This window comes from Promicromonospora sp. MEB111, assembly GCF_030209445.1.
Classification (GTDB): Bacteria; Actinomycetota; Actinomycetes; order Actinomycetales; family Cellulomonadaceae; genus Promicromonospora.
This window is the reverse complement of record NZ_JARVSD010000022.1, coordinates 38,193-62,845: the sequence shown is the minus strand read 5'-3', so window position 1 is coordinate 62,845 and position 24,653 is coordinate 38,193. Positions and strand designations below refer to the sequence as shown.

Below are 24,653 nucleotides of genomic sequence, written 5' to 3'. Positions count from 1 at the left end.
AATGATAGTTACATGCGGTTGAGCGTACCGACAAGGACGCCTGGCCGCGCGCCGAGATGCACCGCTAGCGTGGCGCCGTGGACATCCGGACCGTGCCCAACCCGTTGGTGCGGGCCGGCGGACGCTGGCTGCACCGGGTCAACCAGCGGCACCCGTGGAGCCACAACGACCACTTCCACGGGTGGATCCTGCGGCGGCTCCCGGCCCGGCGGCTCCGTGTGCTTGACGTCGGCTGCGGCAACGGGCTCCTGCTGGGCCGGCTGCGCGGGCGGTTCGACGAGGTGCTCGGCGTGGACGCCGACGCCGCCATGGCCGCGATCGCCGCCGAGCGGTTCGCAGGCGATCTCGCGGTGACCGTGCGGCACGCCCGGTTCGAGGAGGTCGACGGCACGTTCGACGCCGTCACGATGGTCGCGGTGCTGCACCACCTGCCGCTGGAGGCTGCGCTCCGGCACGCTGCCGGGCTGCTCACGCCCGGCGGGCGGCTGCTGGTGGTCGGCCTGGCGTGGGCCGACTCGCTGACCGACCTCGCGTGGGACCTCCCGTCGTCCCTGCTCAACCCGCTGGTCGGGCTGATCAAGCATCCACAGCCGGTCCGTGCCCCTGTGGACGACGGCGGTGGCGGCGCGGACGGCGACCGTCCCGGCGCGGGCAACGGCGGGGCGGACGGCGACCGAGCGGACGGCGACCGAGCGGACGGCGAACCCATGATGCCGGTGCGCGACCCCGCCGAGACGTTCGCGGAGATCTCCCGGACCGCACGCGCCGTGCTGCCGGGGGCGCGGCTCCGCCGTCGGCTGTTCTTCCGCTACACGCTGGAGTGGACCCGCCCGCTGGGCTGAAGGTGCGCTTCTACCCAGTCATCCGGCCCGGAAACCCCGTGATTCCGGGCCGGATGACTGGGTAGAAGCGCACCTCCCGCACGTCATGCCGGTTCCGGGACCGCCTCCGCCGTCGACCGGAGCCAGTCAACCAGGCCGCAGACGGCGTCCTTGCACGAGCCGCAGCCCGTCGTCGCGCGGGTCTCGCGCACGACCTCCTCGACCGAGTGCGCACCCGGCGGGCACGCGCCCGCGATGTCGCCCTTGGTCACACCGTTGCAGCGGCACACCACGGCGTCCTCGGGCATGTGTTCGGGGGACGACGCCGGGGCCGCCGCCGCCATCACCGGGGTGAGCAGCAGGAACGCGGGGTCCAGCGGCGCGGGGGTGCGGCGGGTGTAGGCGGCGGTGAGGTCGGCGGCGACGCGCGGGTCGCCCACGCACGTGGCCCCCACGAGGATGCCGTCGGAGACCACCACCTCGATGAACCGGCCCGCTCTGGGATCGGCGAGGCGGATCGCGCGCTGCGTCAGCTCGTCCGGGCGCGACGGGCCGCAGACCCCCATCGTGGTGACGCTGAGCGGGCCGGCCTTGACCTTCACGACGTCGGTCCCGCGCGTGTCGATCCCCCGGTCCGTCTGGGCGCGGCTTGTCGTCGCACCGCTGGTCAGCAGGGCTCCGAGCCGCACCGCCATGCTGGGCTGGGCGCCGTCGTGCGGTAGCCGGAGGTGCGCCGTCGGCCGGGCCCCGGCGGGATCGCCCGGCGCACCACCCGCGACACCCGCCGGCGTCACGACGGCCGGCGCAACGGCCGACGCGACGGCCGGTGCGACCGGCTCCACCAGCGAGACCAGGTGCTCCGCCAGGCGGCGTGCTTGGTCCCACCCCTCCGCGACGAGCCCCCGCGAGCCGCTCGGGGGCTGCGCGCAGTCGCCGATCGCGTGCACGCGCGGGTCGTCCGGGCTGGCGAGGTCGTACCCGACGACGACGCCGCGGTCCGTCGTCAGCCCCGCCGCCGCGGCAAGCCCTGTCTCGGGGATGGTGCCGACGGAGAACACGATCAGCCGCGCGGCGACCACTTCGTCGCGCACGGCGGCGCCCGCCGAGCCGCCCGCCGATGCAGCACCCGCCGACGCCGCACCCGCGTTGTCCCGGACCCGGATGCCGACGGCGCGGCCGCCCGCCACGAGCACCTCGCTGGAGATGCTGTTCGGCCGCACGGTGACGCCCTGACCCTCCAGCCCGGCCCGGACGACGTCGGCGGCCTCCGGGACGAGCTGGCGCTCCATGATGGCCTGGACGTTGTGGACGAGCGTCACGTTCAGGCCGCGGCCGGCGAGACCGACGGCGGCCTCCAGGCCCAGCACGCCGCCGCCGACCACCACGGCGCGCGGCGAGTTGACCGTGGCGGCCACGATCTCGCGGGCGTCGTCGAGGTTGCGCAGCGCGTGCACCCCGGCGGGCAGGCCGCCGTCGGGCGTGCGCAGGCCCGGGATCGGCGGGATCCGGGCCGCCGCGCCGGTCGCCAGCACCACGTGGTCGTAGGGGTGCGCGGTGCCGTCGTCGGCGTGCACCACGCGCGACTCCCGGTCGATCGACGTCGCGGTGACGCCTCGGCGCACGGTGACGCGGGCGCCGTCGGGCAGGGGCATCGTGATGGCCGCGACGTCGGTCCGGCCGGCCACCACGTCGCTGAGCAGCACGCGGTTGTACGGCTCGTAGGGCTCGCTGCCGAGCACCGTGATGTCGAAGGCCTCGGGCTCGCGGCGCAGCAGCTCGTCGACGAGCCGGGAACCGACCATCCCGAAACCGACCACGACGACCTTCACAGGGACACGCAGGTTCATGTCGAGAGCTCCTTCTGTAGGGTGCCCGGCCGGTCGAGCGCGTCGACCGCCGGAGCGTCCACCACTGCGGCATCCACCACCGCGACGTCCACCGCGCAGACCTTGAACTCCGGCATCCCGGAGATCGGGTCCGTGGCATCCGTCGTCACCTGGTTGACCGACCCGACGCCGCTCCAATGGAACGGCATGAACACGGTGTCGGGACGTACGGCATCGGTCCAGCGCGCCGTCGCCTCGACCCGGCCACGGGCGCTGGTGAGGCGCACGCGGGCGCCGTCGGGCACGCCGATCCGGAAGCCGAGCACCGGGTGCAGCTCCACGTACGGCTCGGCCACCAGCTTCTCCAGCTCGGCCACGCGGTGCGTCTGCGCGCCCGACTGGTAGTGCTGCAGCACCCGGCCGGTGACCAGGTAGAACGGAGCGTCGGGCCGCACGTCGTCGCTCGGGCCCACATGGTCGACGGGCACCATGCGCGCCCGCCCGTCGGGTGTCGCGAACCGGTCGAGGAAGAGCCGGGGCGTCCCGGGGTGCGGCGACGTGTCAGACCTACGGGTCACCCCAGGGAACTGTGGGTCTGACACGTCCGCGGTGCCGGCCGGGACCGGCCAGAACAGGCCCGGGCCGCCGGCCGCCTCGTCGGCGTCGAGCCGTGCGTGGGACAGCCCGGAGTAGTCGGCGGGGCCACCCGCGGACGCGCGGGCGAGCTCGTCGAACACCACGGCGGGGTCGGTCGGGAAGGCGAGCTTCTCGTCCGCGCCGAGCCGGCGCGCCAGCTCCGCGAGGATCCACAGCTCGGAGCGCGCCTCGCCCGGCGCCCGGACGGCGGCCCGACGGCGGATGACGCGCCCCTCGAGCGACGTCATGGTGCCCTCCTCCTCGGCCCACTGGGTCACGGGGAGCACCACGTCGGCGAGCAGCGCCGTCTCGCTCGGGACGAAGTCGCAGACCACCAGGAGGTCGAGGCTGCGCAGCCTTTCGATCACGCTGCCCGCGTTCGGGGCGCTGACGACGAGGTTGGACCCGTGCACCAGCAGGGCGCGGGGCCGGCCCGGCGTGGTCGCGCCGTCAGGGTCCACGGCCCCGAGGGACCGGAGGAGCTGCACCGCCGGCAGGCCGGGGCCGGGCAGGGAGTCGGGGTCCACGCCCCAGACGGCCGCGACGTGCTCGCGCGCTGCCGGATCGTCGATCTTGCGGTAGCCGGGGAGCTGGTCGGCCTTCTGGCCGTGCTCCCGGCCGCCCTGCCCGTTGCCCTGCCCCGTGATCGCGCCATAGCCCGAGCCGACACGGCCCGGCAGGCCGAGCGCCAGCGCCAGGTTGATCGCGGCGGTGACCGTGGCGGTGCCCTGCGTGGACTGCTCGACGCCGCGCCCCGTCAGCACGTATGCGCCCGCGCCGCCGTGCGCCGGGGCGGCGGCGGCCAGCAGGCGGGCCACCCGGCGCAGGTCGTCGGCGGGCACACCCGAGACCGTCTCGACCCGCTCGGGCCACCAGCCGGCGACCGAGCGGGCGACGTCGTCGAACCCCGTGGTGCGCTCCGCCAGGTACTCCCGATCGGCGAGCCCCTCGGCGAGCACCACGTGCAGCAGGCCGAGCAGCACCGCCAGGTCCGTGCCGGGCACGGGGGCGAGGTGCACGCCCTGGGCCGCCGCGGTCCCTGCGCCGCCCGCCTGCCCGCCCGACGCCGGGTCCTCGGCGAGCCGGGCCGTCGCGGACCGCCGCGGGTCCACGACGACGAGCCCGCCCGCCGCGCGCGCCCCGGCGAGGTGCTGGACGGCGGGCGGCATGGTCTCGGCGATGTTCGAGCCGAGGAGCAGCACCGCCTGGGCGCCGCCGAGGTCGGACAGCGGGAAGGGCAGGCCGCGGTCGACGCCGAACGACCGGTTCATGCCGGCCGCCGCGGACGCCATGCAGAACCGCCCGTTGTAGTCGATGTTCGGCGTGCGCAGCACGGTGCGCGCGAACTTGCCGAGCACGTACGCCTTCTCGTTGGTCAGCCCGCCGCCGCCGAAGACGGCGACCGCCTGCGGGCCGTGCTCCGCCTGGATGCGCGCCAGCCGGCCGGCCACCAGATCGAGTGCCACGTCCCAGGAGACCGGCACCAGCGGACTGACTCGCCGGCTGTCGTCGGCCGAGTCAGTCGGCTGGTCCGACCAACCAACTGACTCGCCAAGCCGATCGGCCGAGTCAGTCGGCTGGTCGGACCAACCAGCTGACTCGCCAAGCTGATCGGCCGAGTCAGTCGGCTGGTCGGACCAACCAGCTGACTCGCCAGGCCGATCGGCCGAGTCAGTCGGCTGGTCCGCACCCGTCAGCAGGGACTGCCGGACCAGCGGCACGGTGATCCGGTCGGCCGCCCCGAGCACCGCCGCCGACGTCCACCCCTTCTGGCACAGCCCGCCCCGGTTGGTCGGGAAGTCGCGGGGCTGCACCTCGGGCATGCCGAGCACCGCCACGGCACCCGGCGCACCCGCGCCACCGGGCGCCACGGCACCCGGCGCACCGGCGTCGGGCACCGCCGCGCGCGGCGTCAGCGACATGCCGCACTGCAGCGCGCAGTAGGGGCAGTGGGACTCGACCGCGGTCCCGGGGGAGGCGAGCATGGTCAGACCCGTGCCGCGGCCATGGCACCGCGCCCGTAGACCAGCCAGCAGACCGTGGCCATCACGACGTACACGCCGATGAACAGCCACAGCGCTGGCACGATCGACCCGGCCACCGTGGTGGACAGGGCGAACCCGCGGGGGATGAGGAACCCACCGAACGCGCCGATCGCCCCGGCGATGCCGATGCAGCCGGCCGCGGCCTTCGCCGTCCCGCCGCTGGCCCGGAACACCGCCGGGATCATCCGGTAGACGGAGCCGTTGCCCACGCCGGTGGCCACGAAGAGCCCGAGGAACGAGCCGAAGAAGAGCGGGAAGCTCCCGGACCCCAGCGCCAGGATCGCGCCCACGGCCCCGAGCGCCATCACGGCGAAGGCGCCGATGGTCACGACCGCGCCGCCGACGCGGTCGGCGAGGATCCCGCCGAGCGGACGGGCGACCGACCCCACGAGCGCCCCCAGGAAGGCGAGCGGGATCGCGACCTCCGGGAACTGCGCGGCCAGGAGCGTCGGGAAGGCGCCCGCGTAACCGATGAACGACCCGAACGTGCCGATGTAGATGAAGCTGATGACCCACGTGTGCTTGTGGTGCACCGCCACGGCGAACGAGCGCGGGTCCGCCTTGGCCGAGGACAGGTTGTCCATCCAGCGCCAGGCCAGGAACGCGGCCAGCAGGATGAACGGGATGAAGATCAGCCCGGCCCGGTCGAGCGCCACGCCCGCCCCGGCGACGATGACCAGCGGCACCGCGAGCTGCACGGCCGCCGTGCCGATGTTGCCGCCGGCGGCGTTCCAGCCCAGGGCGGCGCCCTTCTCCTTCTCGGGGAAGAAGAACGAGATGTTCGCCATCGACGACGCGAAGTTGCCGCCGCCGAGGCCCGCGAGCGCCGCGGCGCCGAGCAGCACGGGGAACGGTGTGGTCGGGTCGCCGACCGTGAGAATCAGCGCGGTCGTTGGCAGCAGCAGGAGCAGCGCGGAGACGATGGTCCAGTTGCGGCCGCCGAACACGGGGACGGCGAAGGTGTAGGGGATGCGGAGCGTGGCGCCGACGAGGCTCGGGACGGAGATGAGCCAGAACATCTGGTCGACGGTGAGGTCGAAGCCCGCGGCGGGGAGCTGGGGCACGACGATCGACCATACGGCCCAGACCCCGAACCCGAGGAACTCGGCGAAGATCGACAGCACGAGGTTGCGCCGGGCGGTGCGGCGTCCGCCGTCCTCCCAGAGCGTCTTGTCCTCGGGGTCCCAGTGCTCGATCCAGCGTCCGGTGCGGCGCCGGACGGCGGACTCGCTGGGTGTGGGTGCCTGGTCGCGTGTGGTCGGAGTGGACACGTCGTCCTCCCTGCATGGGCGTATGCCCGACGACGCCGGGCGCGCCCGGACCGACAGGTGCCGTGTCCGGGGCCGGCCCGACGTCGGACCGACGGCTATGAAACTAGGGAGGCGGTGTTTCATCGCCCGTCCAAGAGCAGTTAATCGACCGTAAGGAAGAACGCACAGGCGGCCTGTCCGGGGTGTGAGGGGTTGCCCGCGGCATCCGGGCCCCGGCCCGGTCGCGCATTCACCAGCCCCAGGTGAAACTGAAAAATATGGCCACCGAGGACACGCTCGTCAGGCTGGGTCGGCACCTCCGCCGAGGGGAGGTGTCGGAGGACCTGCGCAGGCTCTACCTGGAGGGCGGCCGGGGCGGCGACTCGTTCTACCGGGACCGGTGGTCGCACGACAAGGTGGTCCGCTCGACGCACGGCGTGAACTGCACGGGGTCGTGCTCGTGGAAGGTGTACGTCAAGGACGGCATCATCACGTGGGAGACCCAGCAGACGGACTACCCGTCGGTGGGTCCCGACTCCCCCGAGTACGAGCCGCGCGGCTGCCCGCGCGGCGCCGCGTTCTCCTGGTACACCTACTCGCCCACGCGGGTGCGCTACCCGTACGTGCGGGGCGTGCTGCTGGAGGCCTACCGGGCGGCGAAGGCCCGCACCGGGGACCCGGTCCGCGCCTGGGCCGAGGTCACGGGCGATCCCGCCACGGCCGCGGCCTACAAGCGGGCGCGCGGCAAGGGCGGGCTGGTCCGGGCCACGTGGGAGGAGGCCGCGGAGATCGTCGCGGCGGCCCACGTGCACACGATCAAGGAGCACGGGCCGGACCGCATCGCCGGGTTCTCGCCGATCCCCGCGATGTCGATGGTCTCCCACGGGGTGGGCGCCCGGTTCGTGCAGATGCTCGGCGGCACGATGCTCAGCTTCTACGACTGGTACGCCGACCTCCCGGTGGCCTCCCCGCAGGTGTTCGGCGACCAGACCGACGTGCCGGAGTCGGCGGACTGGTGGAACGCCGCCTACCTGATCATGTGGGGCTCGAACATCCCTGTGACGCGCACGCCGGACGCGCACTTCATGACCGAGGCCCGGTACCGGGGCCAGAAGGTCGTGGCGGTCTCCCCCGACTACGCGGACAACACGAAGTTCGCCGACGCGTGGCTCGCCCCGCACCCCGGGACGGACGGCGCGCTCGCCCTGGCGATGGGCCACGTGATCCTGCGCGAGTACCTCGTGGACCGGCGCACGGAGCGCTTCGAGCGGTACCTCAAGCAGTACAGCGACTCGCCGTTCCTGGTGCGGCTGGACCTCGTGCCGTCGTCCGGCGCGGGGCAGCACGCGGCCGGCGACGCCGAGACCGCCTACGTCCCGGGCAAGTTCCTGACGGCGGCCGACCTGTCGGACGACGTCCTGCCCGGCGTCACCACCGAGGCGAACTCGCACTTCAAGCCCGTGCTGCTCGACGCCGACGGCCGGCCCGTGGTGCCGAACGGCACCCTGGGCCACCGCTACGGCGAGGCCGACGAGGGGCGCTGGAACCTGGACCTGGGCGACGTCGACCCGGCCCTGAGCATCGCGGACCTCCCGGCCGGGGCGCACGCCCCCGCGGCGGGCCCCGGGTCGGACGGCCCGGCCGAGCCCGTCGCCGTCGCGCTCCCGCGCTTCGACGTCGTGCCCGGGCCGGACGACGACGCCCACACCGGCGGCAAGGGCGTCGTCGTGCGGGGCGTGCCCGTGCGGCGCGTCGGCGGGCACCTGGTGACCACCGTGTTCGACCTGATGCTCGCCCGGTACGGCGTGGGCCGGCCCGGCCTGCCGGGCGACTGGCCCGCGGACTACGACGACCCCGCGCCCGGCACCCCGGCCTGGCAGGAGGAGATCACGGGCGTCCCCGCGGCCGCGGCAGCCCGGATCGGGCGGGAGTTCGCGCAGAACGCCGTGGACTCCGACGGCCGGTCGATGATCATCATGGGCGCCGGGACCAACCACTGGTTCCACTCGGACACGATCTACCGGGCCTTTCTCGCGCTGACCACGATGACCGGCTGCCAGGGCGTGAACGGCGGCGGCTGGGCGCACTACGTGGGCCAGGAGAAGTGCCGCCCCGTCACCGGCTGGGCCCAGTACGCGGGCGGGCTGGACTGGGTGCGCCCGCCGCGCCAGATGATCGGCACGGCGTTCTGGTACCTGGCGACCGACCAGTGGCGGTACGACGGCCTGCCGGCCGACACCCTGGCCTCGCCGCTGGCGCCCGGCCTGTTCGCGGGACGCACCACCGCGGACACCCTCGTGGAGTCGGCGCAGCGCGGCTGGATGCCGAGCTACCCCACGTTCGACCGCAACCCGCTGGACCTCGCCGACGAGGCCCGGATCGCGGGCAAGCCGCCCGCAGAGCACGTGGTGGACGAGCTGAAGGCCGGGCGACTGCGGTTCGCCGTCGAGGACCCGGACGACCCCGCGAACTTCCCGCGCGTGCTGACCGTGTGGCGGGCCAACATCCTGGGGTCGAGCGGAAAGGGGAACGAGTACTTCCTCAAGCACCTGCTGGGCACGGACTCGGCGGTGTTCGCGCAGGAGTCCGCGCCGGACCGGCGTCCGGCCACCATGACCTGGCGGGACGAGGCCCCGCAGGGCAAGCTCGACCTGCTGGTCACGCTGGACTTCCGGATGACCAGCACCACGCTGTTCTCCGACGTCGTGCTGCCCGCCGCGACCTGGTACGAGAAGCACGACCTGTCCTCCACGGACATGCACCCGTTCGTGCACGCGTTCAGCCCGGCCATCGACCCGCCCTGGCAGACCAAGACCGACTTCGCCGCGTTCCACGCGATCGCGCGCAAGGTCTCGGCCATGGCGGTGCACCATCTGGGCGTTCGGCAGGACGTCGTCGCCTCGCCCCTGGCGCACGACACCCCCGACGAGATGGCGGTGGCGCACGGCACGCTGACCGACGCCGACGTCCCCTTTCGCGAGCGGCACCTGGTGCCGGGCATGAACATGCCCAAGATCGTCGAGGTCGAGCGGGACTACCCGGCCTTCGCGGCCCGGATGGCGGCGCTGGGTCCGCTGACGGACGGCGTCGGCATGGTCACCAAGGGCGTGTCGTTCACGCCCGACGCCGAGGTCCGCCGGCTCGGCGAGATCAACGGGCTGGTCCCCGACGGGCCCGTGGCCGGGCGGCCGCGGCTGGACCGAGACACGCACGCCTGCGAGGCGATCCTGGCGCTGAGCGGGACCACGAACGGCCGCCTGGCGGTCCAGGGGTTCGAGCGCGTGGAGCGCCGCACCGGCCGCCCGCTGGCCGACCTGGCCCGCGAGGACGAGGGCCGGCGGATCACGTTCGCCGACGTGCAGGCCCGGCCCACGCCCGTGATCACCTCGCCCGAGTGGTCGGGCAGCGAGCACGGCGGACGCCGGTACAGCGCGTTCGTGGTGAACGTCGAGCGGCTCAAGCCCTGGCACACCCTGACCGGGCGGCAGCACTTCTACCTGGACCACGACTGGCTCGTGGAGCTGGGCGAGCAGCTCCCGGTGTTCCGCCCGCCGCTGGACATGCACCGGCTGTTCCCGGACTCCCCCGAGCTGTCCGGGTCGCGGGGCGGCACGGAGCGGGGCGCAGGTCAGGCTGCGGGCGAGGCCGAGGTCGTCGTCCGCTACCTCACGCCCCACTCCAAGTGGTCCATCCACTCCGAGTACCAGGACAACCTGTTCATGCTGTCGCTCTCGCGCGGCGGGCCGAACATCTGGATGTCGCCGGGCGACGCCGAGCGGATCGGCGTCGCGGACAACGAGTGGGTCGAGGCCGTCAACCGCAACGGCGTGGTGGTCGCGCGGGCCGTGGTGAGCCACCGCATGCCGGAGGGCACCGTCTACATGCACCACGCCACCGACCGCACGGTGGACGTGCCCATCGCGGAGGCGTCCGGCCTGCGCGGCGGCATCCACAACTCGCTGACGCGGATCCTGCTCAAGCCGTCGCACCTGGCCGGCGGGTACGCCCAGCTCTCCTACGCCTTCAACTACCTGGGGCCCACGGGCAACCAGCGCGACGAGGTGACCGTGGTCCGGCGTCGCTCACAGGAGGTGCGCTACTCATGAAGGTCATGGCCCAGATGTCGATGGTGATGAACCTCGACAAGTGCATCGGGTGCCACACGTGCTCGGTGACGTGCAAGCAGGCCTGGACCAACCGGTCCGGCATGGAGTACGTCTGGTTCAACAACGTGGAGACCCGCCCCGGGCTGGGCTATCCACGCACCTACCAGGACCAGGACGAGTGGCACGGCGGCTGGGTCCGGACCAGGCGGGGCCGGCTCAAGCTCCGCGCGGGCGGCCGGCTCAAGAAGCTCGCGACCATCTTCGCCAGCCCCAAGATGCCGTCCATCCACGACTACTACGAGCCCTGGACCTACGAGTACGACATGCTCCTGTCCGCGCCGCAGGGTGCGCACACCCCGGTGGCACGACCGAAGTCATTGCTCACGGGCAAGGACATGAAGATCGAGTGGTCGGCCAACTGGGACGACGACCTCGCCGGGTCCACCGCGACGATGCAGGACGACCCGGTGCTGAAGCACATGAGCGAGCACGTCGCCGAGGAGCTCGAGCAGACGTTCATGTTCTACCTGCCCCGCATCTGCGAGCACTGCCTCAACCCCGCGTGCGTCGCGTCCTGCCCTTCGGGCGCCATGTACAAGCGCGCCGAGGACGGCATCGTGCTCGTGGACCAGGAGGCCTGCCGCGGCTGGCGGCAGTGCGTCACCGGCTGCCCGTACAAGAAGGTCTACTTCAACCACAAGACCGGCAAGGCAGAGAAGTGCACGCTCTGCTACCCGCGCATCGAGGTGGGCCTGCCCACGGTCTGCTCGGAGACGTGCGTGGGCCGCCTGCGCTACCTGGGCCTCGTGCTGTACGACGCCGACCGGGTCACCGAGGCCGCGTCCGTCGAGGACGAGCACGAGCTCCTAGCAGCCCAGCGGTCGGTGTTCCTCGACCCGGACGACCCCGAGGTGGTCGCCGCCGCACGCCGCGAGGGCATCCCCGAGGACTGGATCGAGGCCGCGCAGGCGTCCCCGATCTGGAAGCTGATCAACGACTACGAGGTGGCGCTCCCGCTGCACCCCGAGTACCGGACGCTGCCCATGGTCTGGTACATCCCGCCGCTGTCCCCCGTCGTCGATGTCGTCGCGAGCTCAGGGAACGACGGCGAGGACCCCCGCACCCTGTTCGCGGCCATCTCGAAGCTGCGCATCCCGCTGGAGTACCTCGCGGGCCTGTTCACCGCCGGCGACACCCGGCCCGTCGAGCGGGTGCTGCGCCGCCTCGCCGCCATGCGCTCCTACATGCGCGACGTGAACCTGGGCAACACCCCGTCCGAGGAGACCGCGAGCGCCGTCGGCATGACGGGCGCGCAGGTCGAGGAGATGTACCGGCTGCTCGCGATCGCCAAGTACCAGGACCGGTACGTGATCCCGACGGCGCACGCCGAGCAGGCCCGCGACCTGGAGGAGATCGCCTGCTCGCTGGACTACGAGGGCGGCCCGGGCATGGGCGGCGCCGGACCCCTCGGGGAGTCGTCGGGCCCGCCCGTCCCGGTCGCCGTGGAGAACTTCCACGCGCTCTCCTCCCGGCAGACCGCCGACTCCCCGAACGGCCCGTCCACCCCCGGCCGGGTCAACCTCCTGAACTGGGACGGCAACGGGCGGCCGGACGGCCTCTTCCCGCCGGACGAGGGGAGGCCGTCGTGAGCCTGTCGTTCCTGCCCCGCCCCACGCTGCGCCGCGGTGCCCGCTCCGCCGGGTCGGGCGCGCCGCTGGCCCCCGTCCCCCTGTCCGACGGCGACCGCCGCCTCGCCCACATGGCCGCCTCCCTCCTGCTCGCCTACCCGGACGACGCGGCGGTGCGCGCCGCACACGAGGTGCGCTCCGCCGTCGGCCACCTGCCGCCGCCCGTGGCCGAACGGCTGACCGGCCTGGCCACCGCCCTGACCGACGGCGACCTCGGCGCGCTCCAGGCCGCCTACGTGGCCACCTTCGACCTCAAGCGCCGCTGCACGCTCTACCTCTCCTACTACGCCGCCGGCGACACCCGGCGGCGCGGGGCCGCACTGCTCCGGTTCGCCGAGGCGTACCGCGCCGTGGGCTGGGAGGTCACCCGGGGCGAGCTGCCCGACCACCTCGGCAGCGTCCTCGAGCTCTCCGCCCGGGCCGACGGCGACGGCGCCCGCATCGTCGGGGCGCTCCTGACCGCCCACCGCGACGGCATCGAGGTGCTCCGGCAGGCGCTCGCCGCCGAGGGCTCGCCGTGGGTCGCGGCGGTCGAGGCCGTCTGCCTGACTCTCCCGCCCGTCGACGCGCGGACGCTCGACCGCGTGGCGTCGCTCGTGGCGGAGGGGCCGCCCGCGGAGCTGGTCGGCCTGTCTGGGCTGCCGGGCTTCGGGACGGACGACGGACCCGGAGCCCGAGGGGGTGTGCCGCCGTGGACGTGATGCTCTGGGTGGTGCTGCCGTACGTGACCTTCGCCGTGCTGGTCGTCGGGTCGGTGTGGCGCTACCGGTACGACCGGTTCGGGTGGACCACCCGTTCGTCCGAGCTGTACGAGAAGCGGCTGCTGCGCATCGGGTCCCCGCTGTTCCACCTCGGCCTGCTCGTGGTGATCCTCGGGCACGTCGCGGGGCTCGTGATCCCGGCGTCGTGGACCGAGGCGGTCGGCATCCCGGAGGACGTCTACCACCTGGTCGCGGCGCTGGCGGGGTCGGCCGCGTCCGCCGTGCTGGTGCTCGGGCTGCTCATCCTGATCTACCGCCGCCGCACCACCAGCGCCGTGTTCCTCGCGACGACCGTGATGGACAAGGTCATGTACGCGATGCTCGCCCTGTCGGTGCTGTCCGGCGCGTGGGCGACCGCCACCACGCAGCTCGTGACCGAGCACGGCTACGACTACCGGCAGACCATCTCGCCCTGGTTCCGCTCGCTCTGGTACCTCCAGCCGCAGCCCGAGCTGATGGGCGGCGTGCCGGTCGCCTTCCAGGTGCACATCCTCGCCGCCTTCCTGCTGTTCGCGCTGTGGCCGTTCACCCGCCTCGTGCACGCGTTCTCCGCCCCGGTGCCGTACCTGTTCCGGCCCTACGTCGTCTACCGGTCGCGCGACGCCACCGGCACCGGCGCCGCCCCCGGCGGGTCCGGCGCGCACCGCACCCGTCCCGGCTGGGAGCCGCCCACCGGACCCGGACCCCGCCCGAGGAGCTGACATGGCGCAGGCACCACCGACCCGGGCGAGCCGCCGGGCCGAGACCAGCGGCACGTCGTCGAGCGTGCAGCTCGCTCTGGCCACCGTGGGCTTCGCGGTGAACTTCTGGGCCTGGGCCCTGATCAGCCCGCTCGGCAAGGCGTACGGGGTCGAGTACACCCTGTCGGAGATCCAGCAGTCGGTGCTCGTGGCCGTCCCCGTGCTCGTCGGGTCCGTGGGCCGGATCCCCGTGGGCGCCCTGACCGACCGGTTCGGGGCCCGGACGATGTTCCCGCTCGTGAGCGCGCTGACGATCGTCCCGGTGCTGTTCGTGGGGCTCGTCGCCGACTCGTACGCCGCGCTGATCGTCGGCGGGTTCCTCCTGGGCCTCGGCGGCACGACCTTCGCGATCGGCGTCCCGTTCGTCAACGCGTGGTTCGCTCCCGAGCGGCGGGGCACCGCCCTGGGGATCTTCGGGGTCGGGATGGGCGGTACGGCCGTCTCGTCGTTCACCACCGTGCCGCTGGCCGAAGCCTACGGGCGCTGGGCGCCGTTCGTGCTGGTCGCCGCGATCCTGGCGGTCTTCGCGATCGCCTCATGGTTCCTGCTCCGCGACGCCCCGGGGCGCACCGCCGGCGCCACCGGCGGCATGCTGGCGCGCACCTGGTCCCTGCTCAAGCTGCCCGCGACCCTGGAGCTCGCCTGGCTGTACGCGGTCGGGTTCGGCGGGTTCGTCGCGTTCAGCGTGTACCTGCCGACGTTCCTCGCCAACGCCTACGACCTCACCGCCACCGACGCCGCGACCCGCACCGCCGGGTTCGTGGTGCTCGCCGTGGTGATGCGCCCGGTCGGCGGGATGCTGTCCGACCGGCTAGGACCCGTGAACGTGTCGGTCTGGTGCTTCGCCGCCGTGACCGTGCTGGCCGCTGTCGTGGCGTTCAAGCCCGGGCTCGTCCCGGTGGGCACCATCGCGTTCCTCGGGCTCGCCGCGGCGCTGGGCGCGTCCTCGGGCGCCACGTTCGCCCTGGTCGCCAAGGTCGCCCCCGCCGACAAGGTCGGTGCGGTGACCGGCATCGTCGGCGCGGCCGGCGGGCTCGGCGGGTTCGTGCCACCCCTGATCATGGGCGCGGTCTACCAGCTCAACGGCGACTACGGCATGGGGTTCGCGCTGCTCGCGGCCACGGGCCTGGCGACGCTGCTGTTCACGCTCGGGCCGGTGCGCCGGGGGGCGCGGGCCTGAATGCTGGTCCGAGATCGATCGGCCTAGCCGTTTCGACTTTTTCGACTTACCGTGGTTGTCATGTCGATGATCGACGAGAACACGGTCCTGCCGACCGTGGAGAGCCTGGATGTCCTGGAACAGGTCGGTGACCTTCTCGCGCGCCCCGGTCACGTAACGCTCCAGACGGAGAGCGGTGTCGCCGTGGACCTGCCCGACCAGCTTCGGCGCCTTCTCGACAGCGCAGCGAAGTCGCTGCGAACGGGCAGCTCCGTCACGATCGTGGACCGCGCGCGCATGCTCACCACCCAGGAAGCCGCCGACATCCTTGGTGTCTCGCGGCCAACGTTGGTCAAGCTTCTGGAGTCCGGGCAGATCCCGTTCACCAAGGTCAACACCTATCGCCGCGTTGCGATGGTCGACGTGATCGCCTACCGGACCCTGCGCCGCGCCGAGAGGCAGCGGATCGTCGAGGAGGCAATACACAGCAACGAGATGGAAGGCCTTCAGGTCACGGCGGCCGCACGCGCAGACGCCGTCGCTTATGTGAGCGGCAAGATCGACGAGGACGAGCTCGTCAGGATCACGCGGGCCCGGTACGGCCTTGAGTGAGTTCCGCGATCCTTACACCGACCCGGACTCCGGCATCCTGCGCAATCACCTGGGCATCTCGTCTCAGGACGCGTTGAACGAAGCCGAAGCTGACCTCACCTTGGCCCGCGCGACGCAGATACAGACGCGCGGGATCAAGGCCACCAACGATCTTGCCGAGCTCTGTGCCATCCATCGTCACCTGTTCCAGGACGTCTACGACTGGGCGGGGAGGATCCGCACCGTCGATATCCGCAAGAACGTCGCCGGCGCGGAGTTCTTCGTGCCCGTCGGAATGATCGAGCGGGCTGCCGGTTACGCAGCGGAGGCACTCCGGGAAGACGGATTCCTCCGCGGCATGCCGCGTGAGCGACTGGTCGAGCGGCTTGCCTTCCACTACGACCAGTTCAACTATCTGCACCCGTTCCGCGAGGGAACGGGCGTACGCAGCGTCTTTTCTGGAGCAGGGTGGTGAGCGCCGCGGGATACGACCTCGACTGGCGCGCTGTCCAGGGCGAGGAGAACGACTCCGCCTGCCGCGCGGCCGACGAGAACCGCGACCTCGATCCCCTGCGCAAACTGTTCGATCGCATCACGAACGACGCCGAATGATTCCGTGCTCACAGGAAACGGTGCCGTGTTGTGAGGCACAGGTAACCCCGTCCGAACGCCCTTCGTCTAGCGTCGTCCCATGGAGTCCGGGTTGCGGAGCGTCACGGAGCACGTCCAGCGCGTGCTCGCGCTCGTCGGGCCACTGCCGGTCGTCTCGCTGGACCTCACGGATGCCGACGGCGCGGTCCTCGCCGAGGACCTGCACGCCAGAGTGGCCGTGCCGCCCTTCGACAGCGCCGCGATGGACGGGTACGCCGTGCGGCTGGCGGACCTCCCGGCCGACGGCGCACCGGTGACGCTCCAGGTGACGGGCGACGTCGCCGCGGGCTCCGGTTCCGGGGCCGGGATCGGGCCGGGACAGGCCGTGCGGATCATGACCGGCGCCCCGCTCCCACCCGGGGCGGACGCCGTGATCCCCGTGGAGCACACCTCGACGGGCCGGTTCGTCGCCGGGGCGGCCCGGGAAGAGGGTTCGGTCACGCTGGCCCGCAGGCCACGACCGCACGTCCGCGCCGCGGGCGAGGATGTCGGCCGGGGCGAGCTCCTGGCGCGGGCCGGGAGCGAGGTGACGGCGGCGGCGGTGGGTGCACTGACGGCGTCAGGCACGATGCGTGTCGCCGTCCGACGGCGGCCGCTGGTCGCCGTGATCTCCACGGGTTCGGAGCTGGTGCCGGTCGGCGGGGTGCTCGGCCCGGGTCAGATCACGGACTCCAACGGCCCGATGCTCGCGGCGGCGGCCAGGACGGCAGGGGCCGACGTCGTCCGGCTCGGGCCGGTGTCCGATGATGCCGCGGCGCTGCGCGCCGCGCTCGACGCGGCGTCCGTCGGTGGCACCGACCTGATCGTGACCGCCGGCGGCGTCTCGGCCGGCGCGGCGGACGTGGTGCGCGAGGTGCTGGCGGCATCGGGTCCGGAGGCGGGCGGGGTGTCGGACGCCGACGTCGCGAGCGTCGCGATGTCGCCCGGCAAGCCGCAGGCGCTCGCCCGCTGGCGGGGCGTCCCGTGGCTGGCCCTGCCCGGCAACCCGGTGGGCGCCTACGCGTCGTTCGAGCTGTTCGCGCGGCCGGCGATCGACCGGCTCCGGGGCCTCGGGGGCGCGGCGGAAGGCTTACCCGGCCAGGCACGTAACGCTGAGCGAGCACTGCTACCTCTCCGTTACCCCCTCGGCCACGCCCACCGTTCCCTCCGCGCCGCCACGGCCTGGTCCAGCCCCGCGGGCCGGCTCCAGGTGCTGCCGGTGCGGTGGGTCGACGGCGGGGTCGAGCCCGCCGGATCGCACCACTCCCTGTCCGCGCTCGCCGCCGCCGACGCCCTCGCCCTCGTGCCGCCGGACGTCGAGAAGGTGCGGGCCGGCGACGTCGTCCAGGTGCTGATGCTGCGATGACCAGGGCCGCTCCCCGGGTCGGGTACGACGCCGTCGTGCTGGCCGGCGGCCGGGCCTCCCGGCTGGACGGCACCTCCAAGGCGGGCCTGGTCGTGGGCGGGACCCGGCTGCTCGACCGTGCGCTCGCGGCGAGCGCGCGGGCTCGCCGTGTCGTGGTCGTAGGACCGCCGGAGCTGGCGCGTGCGCTCCCGGCACGCGATCCGGCGTCGGGCTATGCCGGGCCCACCCCCCTCCTGACCAGGGAGGACCCGCCGTTCGGCGGGCCCGTGGCGGGCTTCGCCGCCGGGCTGCGCGCCCTGCCCGACCCGGGTGCGCCGTGGGTGCTGCTCCTGGCGGTGGACGTGCCGCGCGCCGCGCGGGCGATCGCCCACCTGGAGGAGGCCGTTTCACGTGAACCGGCGGACGGCGCCTACCTGGTGCGCGGGGGTCGGGCGCAGTGGCTGGTCGGCCTGTACCGCCGCGCGGCGCTCGACGAGGCGTTGGACGGGATCGAGACGGACGGGGCGCCGATGAAGCGGCTGGTCGGCGCGCTCCGGTGCACCGAGGTGCCGGACCCGGCAGGCTGGAGCGACGACATCGACACCCCCGCCGACGTGGCCCGCTACCGGAAAGACGTGAGATGACAGACCTCAAGCAGTGGATCTCCGACCTGGAGTCGGAGCTCGGCCTCCCCACCGGCACCATCGACATGAAGAAGGTGCTGGACCTCGCCCGGGACGCCGCGCATGCCGTCGAGCGTCCGGCGGCCCCGCTGACCACCTACGCCGTCGGCTACGCGGACGGCCTGGCAGCGGCCGGCGCGCTCGTCGCCGAACCGGATCCCACGCAGAAGGCGACCGACCTGGCGGCCCGCTGGACCACCGACTGACCTCTCCGACGCGGTCGCGGCAGTGTCAGTGGCGCGGCCTATCGTGTGACGCATGGACCGGAACAGGCTCGAGTTCGCGGTGGTCCCCACCGCGATCGGCGAGTGCGCGCTCGTCTGGAACGAGGACGCGGAGATCGTCGGCTCGACGTTGCCCCACGGCAGCGCCGACCAGGTACGGGGTGCCGTACGCGGCTGGTACCCGGGTGCCGTCGAGGCCTCGCCCGCCCCGGTCGCGCCGACCGTCGAGGCGCTGAAGCACCTGCTCGAGGACGGCGAGGGGGACCTCGCGGAGGTCCCCCTGAACATGAGCGCCGTGCCCGACTTCGACCGCCGCGTCTACGAGATCGTGCGCGCCATCCCGCCGGGCGAGACCCGGACGTACGGCGAGGTGGCCACGGAGCTCGGCGCGCCGGGCGCCGCCCAGGCCGTGGGCCAGGCGATGGGCCGCAACCCGTTCCCGCCCATCGTGCCGTGCCACCGCGTGCTGGCCGCGGGCCGCCGCATCGGCGGCTTCTCGGCCCGCGGCGGCCCGCGCACCAAGCTGCGCATGCTGGAGAAGGAGGGCGTCTACCTGGAGCAGCCCACGCTCTTCGACCTGTGAGCTGCCCCAGGCGCGCTCAGCGGACCACGCTGGTCTGTGCGCTGGTGACGGTCTTCGTCGTGTAGCCGGTGCGTGAGCCGGTGACCACGACGGCGACCCGCTTGCCCTTGGCGGAGGCCGGCACCTTGAAGAAGTAGTTCGTCGCGCCCTTGACCGCGACGCCGCCGACCTTCCACTGGTACTTCACCGTCGACGGCTGCGGGGACCACGTGCCCCGCACCGCCTTGAGCGTGGAACCGACCTTGACGGTGCCCGTGATCGTGGTCGCCGGCGCCACGAAGACACCGGCCTTGACGGCCGCCGTCGCGGGGCTCGCCAGGGTCTTGGTCGTGTAGCCCGTCTTCGAGCCCGTGATCGCGACCGACACCTTCTTGCCCTTGGCCGACGCCGGGACCGTCCAGGTCTTCGAGGTCGCGCCGGAGACCGCCTTGCCGTCGAGGCGCCACTGGTACTTCACCGTCGTGGGCGTGGGGGTCCAGGTCCACCGGTTGGCGGTGAGGGTCTTGCCGACCTGAACGGTGCCGGCGATGGAGGGGGACCGGGAGGGCACGAAGTTCGACCCGACGGTCAGCGTTCCTCGCCACTGCGCGGGAGCGGTCGGGGCGTACCAGCCCGAACCCATGTCAGGCCCGTACTTCGCCTTCAGCGCGTACTGGCCGTCCGGCAAGGCATTCGAGTCGATCGTCATCACTGCTGGATCGGTCGACTCGATGCGCGTGTAACCAAGGTTCACGTCGTCGTCGGTGTATCCCAGGTCGTCGTCGTCCTCGCCGATGATCGCCCGAAGAACAACCGACCCGGCAGGGACCGTGTCGTCCTCGACGTCGAGCTCGAAGGTGGCCGTGACCGCGGAGCCCGGCCGGTAGGTCGAAGGAACCGTAGCCGTCAGCTCAGTGGCTGCGGGCGGGAGCACCTCGAAGGTGGCGGTCGTGTATGTGAACCGTCCGAGCGGATTGATGAAGCCGAAGCCGAACTCCCTGGTGCCCGGCTGCTGCACCGTGCTCGACATGCTCACATCGGTCTCGATCGGGATGGTGGCCGTCCCGTCAGTCAGCGGAAAGGCGCACTGCGCATCGGTCGACTCGCCGAGGTCCACCAGGCAGAGCCGCCCTTCCGGGCGGTACGTGCCGTCGAACGTGACCTCGACCTCGGCATCGACCCGCTGCCCGATCCGCACGCTGGCGGGGACCGTCACCTCGATGTCCAGGTCCAAAACCTCGTGCGCCCAGATCGCGTACGTGTCACCGGTTGCGGTCTCGCTGATGGCGATGAACCGATCGGTGCCGGTGGGAAAGTCCGGCAGTCGTAGTGGCTCGCCCCACGTCGTGAGGGAGCCGTCACTCAGGATGTATGCCCCAGTCCTAGCTCCCGCGGATAGCCCCACCACCTGGGTCCCGGCCGGCGGCTGCGGCGGGACCAGGTCGGTGGTACCGATCACAGAAACAGCGCCGGCGCTGGACGTCGCCAGTCCGTAGATCCGGCCGGCGTCGACTCCCACGTACGTGGAACCGGCCGGCGCGGCGTGGACCTCGCCGACGTAGGGATCTGCCCCCTCCGCATAACCACAGGTCACGACGGCGCCGTCGGACCGCAGCGCCATCCAGCTCCCGCCCGCCGCGCTGATTGCCGTGTAGTGCGTCCCCTCGGCCGGGACCCAGTGGTCCTGACACCTGAGTCGCGACTCGTCGACAGGCTTGGCGAATCCGACGACCTCGCCGTTGCCGCGAATCGCATAGAACAGGTCGTCGCCCGCGGCGACGGCGGAGTAGCCGAGACCCTGCGGATCCTCCGGAAGGATCTGCTGCCACTCCCAGTAGTTGGTCGTGAGCTCGCCGTCACCCGTCACGACGAAGGCGGACCCGAAGCTCGAGCTGCCCGCCATGCTGAGGACGCCGCTCTCTGCCGGCACGTCCGGCATCCAGTAGCCGGACTCGTCGAACTGTTCGATCGAGCCATCGCTCCGGTAGACCGCCGCGTACCGGGCCGACGAGACGAACGCCGTGTCCAGCACGCCGTCCTCGACGCGCATCTCGCCGGCGAACGGATATCCGCCGCCCTTGGTCATCGAGTACGACGGGCCTTCGATGGAGAACGGATCGAGCTGGATGAAGCGCCCGCCGACCGGCGCGGGCGTTCCCTCCTGCACGAAACCGTCGATGTAGGTGCTCTCGGCCTCCTGGTTCCCGGCGGGCTCGGTGCGGGGCGCTTCCTGCGCCGACGCCGTGACCGGGAACGCCGCAGCGATCAGCGCGGTGGTCACCGCTCCTGCGATGAATGCCGGCATCGGCGCGCGATGTGACGTGCCCTTGTCCGTTTGGCGCATGGATGTCTCCTCGCTCGTGGGGTTACCTGAAGGCCCTGCGAACCGCATCAACGGATCACACTCGTCAGCGCGCTGGTGACGGTCTTGGTCACGTAGCCCGTCCTGGAACCGGTGACCACGACGGCGACACGCTTGCCCTTCGCCGATGCCGGTACCTTGAAGAAATAGTTCGTCGCGCCCTTGACCGCGACACCGCCGACCTTCCACTGGTACTTCACCGTGGACGGCTGCGGGGTCCAGGTCCCGCGCACGGCCTTGAGCGTGGAGCCGACCTTGGTCGTGCCCGTGATCTTGGTCGCCGGCGCGACGAACGCACCTGCCTTCACGGCCGCCGTCGTGGGACTCACGAGGGTCTTGGAGGTGTAACCCGTCGTCGAGCCCGTGATCGCCACGGACACCTTCTTGCCCTTGGCCGACGCCGGGACCGTCCAGGTCTTCGAGGTCGCACCCGAGACCGCCTTGCCGTCAACACGCCACTGGTACTTCACCGTCGTCGGCGTCGGGGTCCAGGTCCACCGGTTCGCGGTCAGGGTCTTGCCAACCTGGACGGTGCCGGCGACGGAGGGCAGCCTGGACGGGGTGAACACCCCAAGGACCGGCTCCGTCGGGGTGCTCGTTCGCGTCAGGTTCGTATAGTTCGCGCGAGCCCCGGTCACGGCCACGCTGATTCGCTTGCCCAGCGCTGACTCAGGAACAGTGAGACTCGACGTCGCGGCGCCGGCGATCGGTGCACCATCGGCCATCCACAGATAAGTCGTCGAGGAAGGGACCGGTGTCCACGTTCCTCGGTTCGCGGTGAGCGTTGCGCCGACCTGGGCTGTCCCGACGATCGTGACGGCAGGAGCCGAGAAAGCTGCTCGAACCACCTCGATCTGCTGGGAAACAGCGGACGGCTTCAGGCGATCCGATCCGAGGTACGAGATCTCAAGTTGATGAGTACCCGCCGACACACCACTCAGCAGCACCGGAACGGACACGCTGGCGCCCGAGGTACCAGTACGGTCGGCGCGACCGACCTCCACACCATCGATCTTGGCCACGAGCTCGCCTTCGACATCCGTGATGGTGCTGGGAACGACCGTGACGCCGACGGAGGTGTCCCGGCCGTACTCGAACCTGTTCGAGGTGGCAACACGTGTCGAGGTAGGGGCCTTGCGGATGGTCAGTGTCCCGGACCACTGGGAAGGCAGCGTCTCGCCCGTGGGATGAGCGAGGTCCCAGTCGGGCGTCGGAACCCAGCGAACCGTGACCGGGTGCTCGCCAGGCGGCATCTCGTCGAGATGCACATACACCAAGTCGGTCAGAACACCGGAGTCGTCGTCCCGGAGCTGACCGGACGAACCCAGCACCGTGTCGTCCGCAGCAAGGATCTCAAAGCTGCCAACCCCCAGACGTGAGCCGTCGCGGGTCCTGACCGACACGCCGATGCCGAGCAGTGCGCTGTAGTCCGCATAGTCGACGACCAGTTCGGACTGTGCGGTCGTCACTGTCTCTGGCGTGGGCAGGACCGTCACCGTGCCCACCCATGATGTCGAAGCAGCCGGTCCCTCGGACCGATAGTCGACACGGACCCGCTGCCTGCCACCGACGGGGAGCACGCTCGTATCGATCCTCAGGCTCCCCTGATAGGGGCTTGTGCTCAGTGCCTCGCCGGTGGCCTCAGCGATCACCCTGAGCGAGCCGCCCTCGGTCGAGGCCCCGCCTTCGGCCGTCACGTGGGTCTGCACGTAAACGCCGGACTCACCCACGCTCCAGGACTCGGGCATGTCGACAGTCAGCGTCGAGGGGCTTTGCGACCGCACGACGAAATCGACCGGAAGCACGGCGGTCGTGAAGGGCGGGCCGTCAAACCTCAACGCGCGGTGGTAGGTGCCCGCCGGCGAAGCCCGAAATGTGAACGCCACGCGACCATCCACGACCTTCTTGGGAGCTCCCCACGACGTGGTGCCGTCATCGCGCACGTCTCCGAATCGCACCCAGCCGGATGGCGAAGTCCCGTCCGCTGTCCTGACAGCCACCTCGACGTCGGTCAACTGGTTGTAGTCGACGGTGGTGGGTGACGTGACCTCCAGCTCGACCGCTGCCGCGTTGCCAGCTCGGATGAGCCACTTCGCCGATCCGTACTCGGAGACAGCGACCGCACCGAGCGGGCCGGGAAGGTCGGGCGGCGGAGCGGCCTCGGCTCCACCCCACGTCAGGAGCGTCCCGTCGTCGAGAACCGCAGCGCCGCCAGAACCATGCTCCGCGCTGGGGTACGTGACGTGTGCGGAAAGGCCTACCACAGCTCGTCCGACCGGGACAGCAGCGGGCTCGGGAGCGGACCCGAAACCAACGATGACGTTGTCGTCGCGCAGGGCGTACCCGAACCCCTGAGCGTTGCCATCCGGGCCGCGCGCAACGTCAACGCCCACGAAACGAGTGCCCGCGGCCGGCGTGACAACCTGGGCGCTGCTGTTGCCGTAGCGGCAGTACACGACAGCGCCGTCTGAACGAACCGCGGCCCAGCTGAGATGGTCGGCATTGACAGCCGTGTACTTGAGTCCCGCCGGCGGAATGAACGCATCGGTGCACGTCAAGGGGAGTGAACTGGACCACCCGGCTTTGATGCCGACAATCTGCCCGTCCGACCTGACTGCATAGGCACCAGCCAGCCCGACGTCGACCGCGCTGTAGGACATTCCGGCAGGCAGAGCCGGCACCTGGGGCGTCGGCACGCTTGGCCGGAGCACCGTGACGAGCGCACCGTCTGACCGAAGGAGGAAGCTCGCCCCGTTCTGTCCTGCGGACACCGCCGTGTACTCAAGGCCGTCGGGAAGCTCGGGAACCACGGGTTGCGACTGTCGATCGTCGTCCACCAACCCGACGACTCGGCCGTCGCTGCGCAAGAACATTGTGATCCCAGCACTTCCCGTGCCGCCGGTCGAGACCGCTGTGTGCGTCACACCGGGAGGCAGTTCCCATGCGTAAGTAGTGTCGTCGTCGGCCCTGAGGCCCAGACCGGCGCCCCATGGCACTGCCTGGCCGCCGTTGTCTGCCCGGGTGCCCTCCTGAATGAAGCGGGGCGTCTCCACGGATGCATCTGCAACAGCTGTTGCGGCGGCAGGCTCTACTGCCAGCCCGACGACGAGGGCACCCGCAGCGCCGAAAGCAAGGAGTGATGAGAACGCTCGTCGCAACTGGGAGCGATCTCCGAACGACCATGACATGGCTGCGCTCCGGGTGGAGTGGAGAGGATGGCGTTC

Annotated in this window: 18 protein-coding genes; 13 read left to right on the top strand and 5 right to left on the bottom strand. The window is 71.9% G+C overall.

All coding sequences use genetic code 11. From position 1 onward, the window contains the following. Positions 1-77 precede the first annotated feature (77 nt). Positions 78-842 (top strand): class I SAM-dependent methyltransferase, encoded by a 765-nt coding sequence (locus QRN56_RS24235; protein WP_285107628.1) that lies wholly within the window; start codon positions 78-80, stop codon positions 840-842. Positions 843-925: 83 nt separating this feature from the next. On the opposite strand, the gene QRN56_RS24230 is transcribed toward QRN56_RS24235, so the two are convergent. The 3 genes from QRN56_RS24230 to QRN56_RS24220 form a co-directional block, all read right to left on the bottom strand. After that, the gene (locus QRN56_RS24230) at positions 926-2,668 is read right to left on the bottom strand and encodes an FAD-dependent oxidoreductase (protein ID WP_285107627.1); all 1,743 of its coding nucleotides are present in this window, start codon (positions 2,666-2,668) and stop codon (positions 926-928) included. Next, the gene (locus QRN56_RS24225) at positions 2,665-5,205 is read right to left on the bottom strand and encodes a molybdopterin oxidoreductase family protein (protein WP_502928832.1); all 2,541 of its coding nucleotides are present in this window, start codon (positions 5,203-5,205) and stop codon (positions 2,665-2,667) included. Before QRN56_RS24225 ends, QRN56_RS24230 begins: the two co-directional genes overlap by 4 nt. A 65-nt stretch (positions 5,206-5,270) precedes the next feature. Then, the gene (locus QRN56_RS24220) at positions 5,271-6,599 is read right to left on the bottom strand and encodes an MFS transporter (protein ID WP_285107623.1); all 1,329 of its coding nucleotides are present in this window, start codon (positions 6,597-6,599) and stop codon (positions 5,271-5,273) included. A 257-nt stretch (positions 6,600-6,856) separates the two neighbouring features. On the opposite strand from QRN56_RS24220, the gene QRN56_RS24215 reads away from it, so the two are divergent. The 12 genes from QRN56_RS24215 (at position 6,857) to QRN56_RS24160 (ending at position 19,088) form a co-directional block, all read left to right on the top strand. Next, entirely contained in the window at positions 6,857-10,684 is a 3,828-nt protein-coding gene (locus QRN56_RS24215; RefSeq protein WP_285107621.1) for a nitrate reductase subunit alpha, read from the top strand. Beyond that, positions 10,681-12,333: a nitrate reductase subunit beta gene (gene narH, locus QRN56_RS24210; RefSeq protein ID WP_285107619.1), complete on the top strand. Its 1,653-nt coding sequence runs from the start codon at positions 10,681-10,683 to the stop codon at positions 12,331-12,333. The genes QRN56_RS24215 and narH overlap by 4 nt, the downstream gene beginning before the upstream one ends. Continuing rightward, positions 12,330-13,073, top strand: coding sequence for a nitrate reductase molybdenum cofactor assembly chaperone (narJ, locus tag QRN56_RS24205; protein ID WP_285107617.1), 744 nt, complete (start codon positions 12,330-12,332; stop codon positions 13,071-13,073). The genes narH and narJ overlap by 4 nt, the downstream gene beginning before the upstream one ends. Next, positions 13,073-13,834: a respiratory nitrate reductase subunit gamma gene (gene narI / locus QRN56_RS24200; protein ID WP_502928831.1), complete on the top strand. Its 762-nt coding sequence runs from the start codon at positions 13,073-13,075 to the stop codon at positions 13,832-13,834. The genes narJ and narI overlap by 1 nt, the downstream gene beginning before the upstream one ends. 1 nt (position 13,835) lies before the next feature. Then, the gene (locus tag QRN56_RS24195) at positions 13,836-15,053 is read left to right on the top strand and encodes an MFS transporter (protein ID WP_285107614.1); all 1,218 of its coding nucleotides are present in this window, start codon (positions 13,836-13,838) and stop codon (positions 15,051-15,053) included. A gap of 60 nt (positions 15,054-15,113) precedes the next feature. Next, on the top strand, positions 15,114-15,644 hold the full coding sequence (locus tag QRN56_RS24190; protein WP_285107613.1) for an antitoxin VbhA family protein: 531 nt from the start codon (positions 15,114-15,116) through the stop codon (positions 15,642-15,644). Continuing rightward, entirely contained in the window at positions 15,637-16,098 is a 462-nt protein-coding gene (locus QRN56_RS24185) for a Fic/DOC family protein (protein WP_285107612.1), read from the top strand. The genes QRN56_RS24190 and QRN56_RS24185 overlap by 8 nt, the downstream gene beginning before the upstream one ends. Beyond that, positions 16,095-16,235: a hypothetical protein gene (locus tag QRN56_RS24180; RefSeq protein ID WP_285107610.1), complete on the top strand. Its 141-nt coding sequence runs from the start codon at positions 16,095-16,097 to the stop codon at positions 16,233-16,235. Before QRN56_RS24185 ends, QRN56_RS24180 begins: the two co-directional genes overlap by 4 nt. A 79-nt stretch (positions 16,236-16,314) precedes the next feature. Then, positions 16,315-17,619, top strand: a complete 1,305-nt coding sequence (locus tag QRN56_RS24175; protein WP_285107608.1) for a molybdopterin molybdotransferase MoeA — start codon at positions 16,315-16,317, stop codon at positions 17,617-17,619. Then, complete coding sequence (gene mobA, locus QRN56_RS24170) at positions 17,616-18,242, top strand: molybdenum cofactor guanylyltransferase (RefSeq protein ID WP_285107606.1); 627 nt, start codon at positions 17,616-17,618, stop codon at positions 18,240-18,242. Before QRN56_RS24175 ends, mobA begins: the two co-directional genes overlap by 4 nt. Continuing rightward, on the top strand, positions 18,239-18,487 hold the full coding sequence (locus QRN56_RS24165) for a DUF6457 domain-containing protein (RefSeq protein WP_285107604.1): 249 nt from the start codon (positions 18,239-18,241) through the stop codon (positions 18,485-18,487). Before mobA ends, QRN56_RS24165 begins: the two co-directional genes overlap by 4 nt. A gap of 52 nt (positions 18,488-18,539) precedes the next feature. Then, positions 18,540-19,088: a methylated-DNA--[protein]-cysteine S-methyltransferase gene (locus QRN56_RS24160; protein WP_285107602.1), complete on the top strand. Its 549-nt coding sequence runs from the start codon at positions 18,540-18,542 to the stop codon at positions 19,086-19,088. A gap of 16 nt (positions 19,089-19,104) precedes the next feature. Here the strand turns inward: QRN56_RS24160 and QRN56_RS24155 are convergent, their stop codons facing one another. Both QRN56_RS24155 and QRN56_RS24150 read right to left on the bottom strand, forming a co-directional pair. After that, positions 19,105-21,411, bottom strand: a complete 2,307-nt coding sequence (locus QRN56_RS24155) for a hypothetical protein (RefSeq protein ID WP_285107600.1) — start codon at positions 21,409-21,411, stop codon at positions 19,105-19,107. Positions 21,412-21,458: 47 nt separating this feature from the next. Continuing rightward, positions 21,459-24,482: a hypothetical protein gene (locus QRN56_RS24150; RefSeq protein WP_285107598.1), complete on the bottom strand. Its 3,024-nt coding sequence runs from the start codon at positions 24,480-24,482 to the stop codon at positions 21,459-21,461. Between the last annotated feature and the right edge of the window lie 171 nt (positions 24,483-24,653).